Raw genomic sequence first — 10,977 nt, forward strand, 5'->3', positions numbered from 1 at the left:
TGCGGCCGGTGATGTCCAGTTTCAGCGCCGGGCGGTCGAGCAGCATCTTGGCCATGCTCTTCAACTTGCCTGCGCCTACCTCGGTGATCGTGGCGCGGCCTGCATCGAATTCCAGTATCGATAATTCCTCGCCGCCGCCGAACAGCGAACCGAGCAGCGTGAATGGCGCGGTCACTGCTTTCGTGATGACGTTGACGATCACCTTGATGATGAGGCCGCCGACGGAAAACTGCGGATCGTCTAGCGAGCCGCCTACAGGCAGGTTGATGTCAATGACGCCGTTGCGGTCGCGCAGCAGGGCCAGTGCGAACCTTACCGGCAAGGTGGTGGCCGTCGGGCTTTCTATCTTTTCGCCCAGCGTCAGCTGTTCGAGGATCAGGCGGTTTTGCGCAGTCAGGAGGCGGTTTTCAACCTGGTAGGCGACGTCGAATGAGAGCTTGCCCTTTTCTATGCCGTAGCCGATATAGCGGCCCGAGTAAGGCGACAGTGGCGCCAGCTCCATGCCGCGCACCTCGGCCTTGATGTCCATGCTCAGGTCGCCCTTCAATGGATTGATGCGGCCGACAATCGAGAGCGGCGCGCTGTTGACCTTGCCTTTCAAGTCGACATTGGCGCTGGTTTTTGCATCCGACGACAGGCCGGATACCACGCCGCCGAAATTCATCAGGTTGGCAGTGTAGTTGGGCTTGATGAAGTTGTCGGTAAAGCGGACCTGGCCGCCCTTGAGCGTCAGTTTCCTGATCTTGATGGGCGGGATATCGCTGGTCGGCTTGGCCGGCGGCGGAAGGATCGTGGCGCTGCTGGCAACTGCTGCTACTGCCGGCGTTGCCGGCACGGCGGGATGATCTTCAGTCGTGACGCTTTTTTGCTTGCCGCCGGTTTCGCTGCGCCGCACGTCTTGCAGATTGATGCGGCCGGTCGGATCGATGATGACGCGCGCAAAGAAATCATTCAGCGCAATCTGCTCTACGCTCAGCGAAAATGGCGCCAGGCGCACATCGGCGCCGCCAAAGTACAGCGACTTCCAGCGCAGGAATTCATTCGCGCTGATCTTGTCCACGGTGGCCAGATCGCCTAACGTCAGGTCGCCCTTGAAGCCGCCCAGCAAGGCATCGCCTTTGCCCTGGTCGACTTGCAGCTTGCCTTTGACGGACAGGTTGGCGCGCGTCAGCAGTATGTTTACTTCATCGGTGAAGTAGGGTTGCAACTGCATGATGTCCACGTTCTGGAGGTCCAGCGCCAGGTCGGTATGCAGCGGCGCGATGCCTATGCCGCCACTGACCGCCAGCTGGCCGGTCTTGTTGACCAGGGCCTTCAAGTCCATCTGTGCGCGCGACGCCGGTTTGGTCGACAGGTTTTGCATCGACAGGCTCAGCGGCTCTATCACTGTGACGGCGGGACGCGGCAGGCTGCGGTCTTCCAGTTTGGCGGCCCAGTTCGCAATGCTGATTTTGTTGACGTTGACGATGTAGGCGTCATTTTTTTCAGTTGATGCAGGCTTGGTCTTGCCCTTGCCCTTTGCCGCATCTTCCCTGGCGGGCGTCTTGCCTGCCTTGCCACTTGCGGTGCGCGGCTTGCCTTGCTGCATGGCGAAGCCGGCCTGTTTCGAGGCGACTTCATCGACAGTCACGATTTTTTTGCCGGTATCGATTTCTATCTTGCGCACTGCCAGATCGAATTTTTCGATGCTGGCTTGCACCGGCCTGGCGGCTTGCGCATCGGCATAGCGCAGCGCCGCGTTGTTGATGTCCAGCTCAGCCAGCGCAAAGCTGTATGCAGTCGCTGCGTTGCCCGTAGTGGCTGCCGGCTTGACGGCTGCCGCCGCTGTAGTTGCAGCTGCATTTGCAACTGCAGTGGCAACTACAGCAGGCGGTGTTGCGGCTACCTGCGATGGGGCCGGCTTGGGTGGCGTCAGCAAATTTTCAAAATTGAACTGGCCTTGCGCATTGCGCGTCACATCGGCTGCCATGCCATTGATGGCGAGCTTCGCAACTTCCATGCGCTTGCTCAGTGGCTGGGCATCGCGCAAGGTCAGCGCCAGCTCAGGCAGCTTCAGGATGGATTTGCCATCGGCATCGTTGACTTGCACGGATTTCAGCTTGACCTCGCCGCTCAACAGCAGGGTAGGCGCCTGCTCCTTGGGTTGCTGGAAGTTGGCCGTCAGGCGCATGTCCAGTTTGGCGCTGGGCACCTTGAAGTGCGCCGTGCCGGGCAGGTATTTCAGATAGGTAGTGAGATCCAGGCTGTCGAGATTCAAATCGACCACCGCCTGGACCGGGTTGGCAAATGGCAGCGTCTTGCCCTTGATCAGCAGCGGAGTGTTGTTGACGTTGGCGCTCAGCAAGGGCTCGACAAAGATATCGATCTGCGATGCCAGCGAAGAGATGAAGGGCACGCCCAGTTTCAGATCGGTCACTTTGTGTATGGTTTGCGCCGGTCTGTCATCCAGTTCTATGTGGCCTTTGTCGACTTCTATGTTGAAGACGGAAAAACGCGCCGGTTCGGGCGACGGCGGCTGGCTGTTAATCAGCACGATGATGTCGTCGATGTTGTAGTGCGTGGCGTCCTTGCGCACCAGGTGCACATAAGGCTTGGTGAGCTGCAGCTGTTGCACCACGGGCGCGAAACGCAGCAGCGATTTGTACGAGACATTGACCGTCAGCGCATCGAAGCTGGCGAAGACGGCCTTGCCTTCCGGCTCCATCATCTTCAGGTCGCGTATCGTGACGCGCATTGCGTAGGGACTGACTTCCACCTTGCCTATTGTGGTCTGGCGCTGCAGCTTTTCCGAAATCAGCTTTTCCGCCTGCGACTTGATGATGCCCGGCAGCGCAAAGTAGCCGAACAGGCCGAGCAAAACCACAAAGGCGACGATACCGATGGCGCTGCGCCGGACCGCAGGCCGGGTGGAAAAGTGGCGTAGGGATGACGGCAGCTGACGGAGGGAAGTGTGCATGGTATCCAGCATGGGCCGGGAGTGAGGATGATTGAATTCTACCAGCCGGATTGAACAACGATAGGGCTGTTTAAGCCTGGCTGGCCAGTAAGGGTGGGCCGGTGTTACACATGAAAAAACCGGCATCTGCGCGGGGCAGATGCCGGTTCATGGGGAAGATGCCGAGGCGGCGTCTTAGTGGGTGGACGCCTCTTTGGAAGAGATCAGCACCCAGTTCGCCATGCCTTTGGCGATTTCATGTTCGCCCATGATGGTGTGGGTCGCACCATGCTCTTCAAAATACACCAGCTCGGCATCCGAGTGCGCACGCGCCACGACTTCAATCTGCGGATTGAGCTTGCGCGCATGTTCGATGATTTGCCCTGCCTCCAGCACATGCGGAATCGCCACCAGCAGCCAGCGTGCGCTGGCGATATCTGCTGCTTCCATCATGCCGGGCGCAGCGGCGTTACCGTACAGGGCGGGGATGCCGTCCAGACGCAAGGCTGTGACCACGTCGATCTGGTCTTCAATGACGATGAAGGGCTGGTGCTGCTGCGTGAGCGAAGCCGCGACCATGTGGCCGACGCGGCCGAAGCCGACCAGCACCGTATGGTCTTGCAGCGGCGCCCACATCGCCGGCTCGGGTTCTTTTTCGCGGGACGCCGGAGTTTCGCGTTGTTTGAGCCAGGGCTTGAGTCGGTCCAGCCCGACAAACAGCATCGGATTGAGCAGGATGGAGATAATCGCGCCGGCCAGTATCAGATCGCGTCCGGTTGGCGACAGCAAGCCGAGCGACATGCCCAGCGTCGCCAGGATGAAAGAGAATTCGCCTATCTGTGCCAGGCTGGCGGAAATCGTCAGTGCCGTGCTGAGCGGGTGGCGGAACGCCAGCACGATGCCCAGTGCCGCCAGCGATTTGCCGACCACGATAATGAATACGGTCGCCAGCACCAGCCACGGTTCGCGAATGATGATGGACGGATCGAACAGCATGCCGACCGAGACGAAGAACAGCACGGCAAAGGCATCGCGCAAAGGCAGCGACTCTTCCGCTGCACGATGGCTCAATTTGGATTCGCTGAGTATCATGCCGGCGAAAAATGCGCCGAGCGCAAACGACACGCCGAAGACATAAGCCGAACCCAGCGCAAAGCCGAGCGCAATCGCGAGCACGCCGAGGCGGAACAGTTCGCGATTGCCGGTCGCGGCGATGCGTTCCAGTATCCACGGGATCAGGCGCCGGCCGAAGATCAGCATGACCGCAACGAATGCGATGACCTTGCCCAGCGTAATGGCGAGCGTGACGAGCAGGGCCTGGTTCGAGATCGCCTCACCTTTTCCGCCGAGTATGCCGCTCAAGGCCGGGATCAACACCAGCGCCAGCACCATCGCAATATCCTCGACGATCAGCCAGCCTACCGCGATCTGTCCGCGTCGCGTCTCTACCAGCCGGCGCTCCTGCAATGCAGTCAGTAACACCACGGTACTGGCGACCGACAGTGCAAGTCCGAAAATAAATCCTTCGCCGACCGGCCAGCCCATCGCCCACGCCAGGCCCATCCCGAGCAAGGTCGCCAGCGTGATTTGCACGACGGCACCGGGAATCGCGATGGCCTTGACCGACAGCAGATCCTTCAGCGAAAAATGCAGGCCGACGCCAAACATCAGCAGGATCACGCCGATTTCAGCCAGCTCCTGCGCCAGATGTGCATCGGCGACGAAGCCCGGTGTGAATGGGCCGACTGCCACGCCGGCAAGCAGGTAGCCGACCAGCGGCGGCATGCGCAGGCGGTTGGCCAGGGCGCCGAAAATGAATGCCAGTACCAGGCCGCCGACTACGGTTGCGATGAGAGGAGTGTCGTGAGGCATGGGCGGTGGATATCCTTTCTGTATTGATGGCGCGCGACAGGTGCAACGATGCAGGGCGATGGCAGCCAGGGCCGGACTATCCCGTATTGCCTATCCGCTGTCGCAGGCGATCTGCTAAAAAATGATGACTGCTTTGCCAGTCATACGAAAATCAGGAAAACTTCGTCCTCGCGCAGGCGGGGAATTTGACGGGTTTGCATCAGGCGGGCTGACGCAATGATTAGTGCAGCATGTTGCTGCTGTTTGATTCTGTTTGATGCTGATGAATATTATAAGGGAACAATGCGGGAACCATGAGCTGCCCTGGGTTCGGGGCAGCTCATGCACAGACCAGATCGCAGTTTAACGCAGCAGCGGTCCCAGCGTTGCCACGGTTATCGTTGCCAGTCCCAATGCCAGGTTGATGCCGACCAGCTTGCGTATCGTCGCCATTGCGGCAGCGCCGGCTGGCCAGTCCTGCGCTGCGACTGCGCGCTTGAGGCGGCGGTATGGGGCAAAGAATATATGCGCAAAAATCAGCATCATGATCACGCCGAGTACGAACATCAGGGTGACGGACACCGGCGGTTTGCCGACCAGCGCCATCATCACCATCCCGCTGCCGAAGACCAGTGCAATCGAAATCCATACCCAGGTGAAAAACTTGGTGAATACGCCGGCCAGCAGGGTCAGGCGTTGCGGCGGCTCCAGCGTGACTGCGGCGACGGGACGCAAGGCGTTGTGGGCGAAGAACATGCCGCCGACCCAGACCGTGAAGCCGAGTATGTGTAAGAATTTCGCAATGATCATGGTTTGTTCTTTGTCAAAATGGTGTCGAGAGCCATAGGGTAGCTGAAGGTTTGCGGATTACAAAGAAAATTGCAGCATGAATGCGGCGAGGGCTCGTATCATGCGTGCTTGAGAAAATATGTGGGCATGACGAATAGACATTGTTGTTCCTGACGATGATGTTCGCGCAGTGATTTATCTGGAGAATTGCATGCTGGGCTGGTTTGAAAATTTGCTGCACCCGTACAAGGATGAAGTGCCTGCGCCGCCGCCGAGCGACTTCATTGCTTTTGTATGGGCCTGCACCAGCGGTGCGCGCCCGTATATTGCGGCGATGACGCTGCTCACGGCAACGATAGGTGCGTTCGAGGCGATGCTGTTTGCGATGATGGGCGAGATCGTCGACTGGCTCAGCAAGGTGCAGCCCGCCATGTTGTGGCAGCAGGAAGGCAACAGCCTGTTGTTGCTGGCCGCAGTCGTGATAGGCAGCACGGTGCTGGTGGCGTTGCAGACTTTCGTCAAGCATCAAACGCTGGCCGGCAATTTCCCGATGCAGTTGCGCTGGAATTTCCATCGCCTGATGCTCAACCAGAGCATGGGTTTTTATCAGGATGAATTTGCCGGCAGGGTGGCGGCCAAGGTCATGCAGACTGCGCTGGCCGTGCGCGATGTCTGCATGATCACCGGCGATATCCTGGTGTTCGTGATCATTTACTTTGTCACGCTGGTCAGCGTGGTTGGTACCTTCAATACCTGGATGCTGCTGCCTTTCCTGAGCTGGGCCGCGCTGTATGCAGTCGCCCTGCGTTATTTCGTGCCGCGCCTGAGTCGCGTCTCGCGCACGCAAGCCGATGCGCGCTCATTGATGACCGGCCGCATCACCGATGCCTATACCAATATAGGCACCGTCAAACTGTTCTCGCACGCCGGCCGTGAAGCCGGTTATGCGCGCAATGCAATGCAGGAATTCCAGCTGGCGGTCAATGGCCAGATGCGCCTGGTCAGCGGCTTCGAGATCGTCAATCACACCCTGAGCATGTCGCTGATCCTCAGCACGACTGGCGTTGCGCTATGGCTGTGGACGCAGGGCCAGCTCGGCATAGGCGCGGTGGCGGCGGCGACCGCAATGGCGCTGCGGCTGAACGGCATTTCGCACTGGGTCATGTGGGAAATGGCCACGCTGTTCGAGCAGGTCGGCACCGTGCAGGACGGCATCAACACCCTGTCGCGTGCGCATGCAGTGACAGATGCGGCCGCTGCAGTGCCGCTGCAGGTCACGCGCGGCGAGCTGCATTTTGAAGAAGTAGGCTTTGCCTATGGCGGCACGCGCAGCGTGATCGATGGCTTCAATCTGACGATACGCCCGGGTGAAAAAGTCGGCCTGGTCGGTCGCTCCGGCGCCGGCAAATCCACCATCGTCAATCTGCTGCTGCGCTTTTACGATCTGGAGCAGGGCCGCATACTGATCGATGGCCAGGATGTCGCACATGTCACGCAAAACAGCCTGCGCGCGCAAGTCGGCATGGTCACGCAAGACACTTCGCTGCTGCATCGTTCGGTGCGCGACAACATCCTGTATGGCCGGCCGGACGCCACCGATGCCGAGATGGTCGCAGCCGCCAAACGCGCCGAAGCGCATGAATTCATCCTGACCCTGAGCGATGCGAAGGGCCGCACCGGCTACGATGCGCATGTAGGCGAGCGCGGGGTAAAACTTTCCGGCGGCCAGCGCCAGCGCATCGCCATCGCGCGCGTGATGCTGAAGGATGCACCCATCCTGCTGCTCGATGAAGCAACCAGCGCGCTGGATTCAGAAGCGGAAGCAGCGATTCAGACCAGTTTGTATCAGCTGATGGAAGGCAAGACCGTGGTTGCGATTGCGCATCGCCTGTCCACCAACGCGGCGATGGATCGCCTGATTGTGCTGGACCAGGGACGCATCGTCGAAGAAGGCAGTCATCGCGACCTGCTGCAACAGGGCGGGCTGTATGCGCGCCTGTGGGCGCACCAGAGCGGCGGTTTTCTCGGCGATGAAGTTGACGGCGTACAGGATGCCGTCAACGGATGAATTTTTTAGCCGGTTTAAGGATGGCTGGCGGCTGGCGCAGGTTTGCCTACCAGCAGTAGCGCCACCAGCGTCAGCAAGGCGGCGCCGGAAAGATAAAATCCTACGTAGTGCAACCCGTAATTGGTCGCCAGCCAGGTGGCAATATACGGCGCCAGCGAGGCGCCGACTATGCCGCCCAGATTGAAGGTCAGCGACACGCCGGTGTAGCGGATTTCAGTCGGAAATAATTCCGACAGCATCGTGCCCAGCGGCCCGTAAGTCATCCCCATCAGGGCCAGGCCCACTGACAGGAAGATCGTCACTGCCACCATGCTGCCGGCGACAAACAACGGCGCCACCAGCAGGCCGAAAAATGCGATCGCGATCGACACGACTATCATCGTGATGCGGCGGCCGTAGCGATCTGCCAGCAATGCCGATACCGGTATCGTCAGCGCGAAAAACAAGACGGCAAACAATTGCAGGATGAGGAATTGCTTGCGCGTATATCCCAGCGCAGTGGTGCCCCAGCTCAAGGCAAACACCGTCATCAGGTAAAACAGTACAAAGGTTGCGGTCGCAATGATGGTCCCCAGCACCAGAGTCCGGCCATGCGCGCTGAATACGGTGGCCAGCGGCACCTTGACGCGCTCGTTCTGGTCGAGGACTTTTTGGAACACCGGCGTCTCGGTGATCTTGAGCCTCACATACAAGCCGACCAGCACCAGTACCGCGCTGGCGAGGAAGGGGATGCGCCAGCCGTAGCTGAAGAATTGTTCATTGGTCAGCGTTTCACTCAGCAGCAGGAAGATGCCGCCGGAGAGGAAGAAGCCCAGCGGTGCGCCCAGTTGCGGGAAGCAGCCATACCAGGCGATCTTGCCCGGCGGCGCATTTTCAGTTGCCAGCAGCACGGCGCCGCCCCATTCGCCACCCAGCCCCAGGCCTTGGCCGAAGCGGCACAAGGCCAGCAGCAAGGGCGCGACCGTGCCTATCGCGGCATAAGTCGGCAGCAAGCCGATCGCAACGGTGGACAAGCCCATCGTCAACAGCGCGGCAACCAGCGTCGCCTTGCGGCCTATGCGATCGCCGTAATGGCCGAATACGGCAGAGCCGACCGGGCGCGCGAAAAATGCGATGGCGAAGGTCGCCAGCGATTGCAGCATGGCCGCAGTCGGGCTGGACGATGGAAAGAACAGCGTCGGAAAGACCAGCACTGCAGCGGTAGCGTAAATGTAAAAATCGAAGAACTCGATCGTGGTGCCTATCAGGCTGGCGAACAGGACAGTGCCCGGTGAATTGACCTTCTGCTTACCCGTATCACGCTCACTCATTATTATTTTTTCCTTATCCCTGATTTCTATTCGTGCTACCGGCTTGTCAGTTGCTTAAAGTAAATCTGGCAAATCTGGCTGCGGCTCATATTCTTCGTCAAACACAAGCTTGATGTATTCGATATTCAGAGTAATCGCTTCACTATATCGCAGCACGAAATAGTCTCCGTCAACCACATAAAACCTGGAAAGGTCGCCATCTTCAGTGCTTGGCGATTTATCTTTTTCCAATGGGCGGCGCATCACCTGTTGCAAAACAATACGGTCCAGGGTGCCATCCGAACCGACAAAAAATTCATCAAGAATTCCTTTGTAAAGCACCGGCTCCCCGGCCATATTCACGACTGCAGATATGGCGATAAGATCAGGCTTTTCATTTTCTTCAAAATCAGCGCCTGTCAGCAAGTAATACCAGGGAGCCTGATGAAAGCGGAACAATGAACTGAACTTCGCATCATGCCGGTCTAGACGATGTTTGGTGACCCACCGCCTGGTGAGTGTCGGAATCGCGTAGGCACCCAAAAAAAGTGTCCCGAAATACATCGCAATCGAAAAGCTGCTCGCGGCAACGGCGTCTGCCGCTTTTGATTGCCCCGGCAAGTCAGCCGAGAGCAGCTTGATCAGCACGGCGACATCCAAGGTCTGATCGAAGCACAGGTTGGCAATAAACAGCCAGAGGGCATGGCACACGCCGCCCCATAAAACGGCTTCTGTCACTACCTGGCCGAAGGGGGAATAGTCTAGCGATATCAGCTCGGCGCGTTTGAATCGCGAGCGTACGATAAATCCGGGAAGTAATAGCAGGAATATGACGAGTGCTGGCAGAGCAACATTCATCGTCTAATGAAGATCAGGCAGCTTTGGGTACTACGGTCGCGTGCAAGCGTACAGTTTTCCCTTGCCTGTCGCTGTATTCGATAAATCTTTCATTTGAAGCGGAACGAGAGATCGCTCCGCTGGCACTTTTGCTGGCTAAATAGGTGCGTAACAGCTCCTTCCCTTTCGGGTCAGAAAGAACCTCTTTTGCCTGTTTGCTTTTAAGTGCTTTCATAATGAGAATGACTATGCCAGAAAACCCGAATTTTTGCATCCTTTGCCAGCTGTATGGCAAAGCAGCAACATCGTTGGATGGACCTTGCTACTCTGCGGCGGAGTAAGGCCGCTATCCACTATCAAGCGCGCCACATTTACGGCTGATTTTTAACCGCACCCGTCGTCACGCCATGCGCCTGCTGATCTGCGTGGTAGCTGGAACGCACCATTGCGCCGACTGCCGCATGCGCAAAGCCCATCTTGTAGGCTTCTTCCTCATACATCTTGAAGGTATCCGGATGCACATAGCGGCGCACCGGCAGATGGTCGCCGCTCGGCATCAGGTACTGGCCTATCGTCAGCATGTCGACATCGTGCGCGCGCATGTCGCGCATGACTTGCAATACTTCTTCATCGGTTTCGCCGAGGCCGACCATGATGCCGGATTTGGTCGGCGTGTTTGGATGCAGGGCCTTGAAGCGCTTGAGCAGGCTCAGCGAATATTCGTAATCGGAACCCGGGCGCGCTTCCTTGTACAGGCGCGGTGCGGTTTCCAGGTTGTGGTTCATCACATCGGGTGGCGCCAGATTGAGGATTTCCAGTGCGCGGTCCATGCGGCCGCGGAAGTCGGGCACCAGGATTTCTATGCGCGTGTTCGGCGACAGTTCGCGTACGCGGCGTATGCATTCGGCAAAATGGCCGGCGCCGCCATCGCGCAAATCGTCGCGATCGACCGAGGTAATGACGACATAACTCAAGCGTAATGCTGCGATGGTTTTTGCCAGGTTCTCGGGCTCATTCAGATCCAGCGGATCGGGGCGGCCGTGGCCTACATCGCAGAACGGGCAGCGGCGCGTACACTTGTCGCCCATGATCATGAAGGTTGCGGTGCCTTTGCCGAAGCATTCGCCGATGTTCGGGCAGCTGGCTTCTTCGCATACTGTCACCAGATTGTTGGCGCGCAGGATGTCCTTGATTTCATAAAAGCGGGT

General features: G+C 58.4%; 8 protein-coding genes. 1 reads left to right on the plus strand and 7 read right to left on the minus strand.

All coding sequences use genetic code 11. The annotated features are described in order from the left end of the window. The 3 genes from Q7T06_RS08540 to Q7T06_RS08550 form a co-directional block, all read right to left on the minus strand. On the minus strand, window positions 1-2,956 hold a 2,956-nt coding region (locus tag Q7T06_RS08540; RefSeq protein ID WP_304783451.1), incomplete at its 3' end, for a DUF748 domain-containing protein. Window positions 2,957-3,130: 174 nt separating this feature from the next. After that, window positions 3,131-4,807, minus strand: coding sequence for a YbaL family putative K(+) efflux transporter (gene ybaL, locus Q7T06_RS08545; RefSeq protein ID WP_304783454.1), 1,677 nt, complete (start codon window positions 4,805-4,807; stop codon window positions 3,131-3,133). 342 nt (window positions 4,808-5,149) lie between these two features. Next, complete coding sequence (locus tag Q7T06_RS08550) at window positions 5,150-5,596, minus strand: CopD family protein (protein WP_304783457.1); 447 nt, start codon at window positions 5,594-5,596, stop codon at window positions 5,150-5,152. 190 nt (window positions 5,597-5,786) lie between these two features. On the opposite strand from Q7T06_RS08550, the gene Q7T06_RS08555 reads away from it, so the two are divergent. Beyond that, window positions 5,787-7,643 carry an ABC transporter ATP-binding protein gene (locus Q7T06_RS08555; protein WP_304783460.1) on the plus strand — a complete coding sequence of 619 codons (1,857 nt, stop codon included), beginning with the start codon at window positions 5,787-5,789 and terminating at the stop codon, window positions 7,641-7,643. A 14-nt stretch (window positions 7,644-7,657) separates the two neighbouring features. Here Q7T06_RS08555 and Q7T06_RS08560 read toward each other — a convergent pair whose 3' ends face one another. The 4 genes from Q7T06_RS08560 to lipA form a co-directional block, all read right to left on the minus strand. After that, window positions 7,658-8,953: an MFS transporter gene (locus Q7T06_RS08560; RefSeq protein ID WP_304783463.1), complete on the minus strand. Its 1,296-nt coding sequence runs from the start codon at window positions 8,951-8,953 to the stop codon at window positions 7,658-7,660. A gap of 54 nt (window positions 8,954-9,007) precedes the next feature. Continuing rightward, a complete protein-coding gene (locus tag Q7T06_RS08565; protein ID WP_304783466.1) occupies window positions 9,008-9,790 on the minus strand; it encodes a hypothetical protein in 783 nt (260 codons plus the stop codon). 13 nt (window positions 9,791-9,803) lie between these two features. Beyond that, window positions 9,804-10,043, minus strand: a complete 240-nt coding sequence (locus Q7T06_RS08570) for a hypothetical protein (protein ID WP_304783468.1) — start codon at window positions 10,041-10,043, stop codon at window positions 9,804-9,806. A gap of 97 nt (window positions 10,044-10,140) precedes the next feature. Further along, a partial coding sequence (lipA, locus tag Q7T06_RS08575) for a lipoyl synthase (RefSeq protein ID WP_304783472.1) occupies window positions 10,141-10,977 on the minus strand: 837 nt, incomplete at its 5' end.

It is taken from the genome of Herminiimonas sp., from assembly GCF_030645555.1.
Lineage (GTDB): Bacteria > Pseudomonadota > Gammaproteobacteria > Burkholderiales > Burkholderiaceae_D > Oxalicibacterium.

Excerpts from the sequence above, each read along its gene's own strand:
- ybaL (WP_304783454.1), bottom strand. The coding sequence starts at position 4,807 with ATGCCTCACGACACTCCTCTCATCGCAACCGTAGTCGGCGGCCTGGTA.
- Q7T06_RS08550 (WP_304783457.1), bottom strand. The coding sequence starts at position 5,596 with ATGATCATTGCGAAATTCTTACACATACTCGGCTTCACGGTCTGGGTC.
- Q7T06_RS08555 (WP_304783460.1), top strand. The coding sequence starts at position 5,787 with ATGCTGGGCTGGTTTGAAAATTTGCTGCACCCGTACAAGGATGAAGTG.
- Q7T06_RS08560 (WP_304783463.1), bottom strand. The coding sequence starts at position 8,953 with ATGAGTGAGCGTGATACGGGTAAGCAGAAGGTCAATTCACCGGGCACT.
- Q7T06_RS08565 (WP_304783466.1), bottom strand. The coding sequence starts at position 9,790 with ATGAATGTTGCTCTGCCAGCACTCGTCATATTCCTGCTATTACTTCCC.
- Q7T06_RS08570 (WP_304783468.1), bottom strand. The coding sequence starts at position 10,043 with ATGCAAAAATTCGGGTTTTCTGGCATAGTCATTCTCATTATGAAAGCA.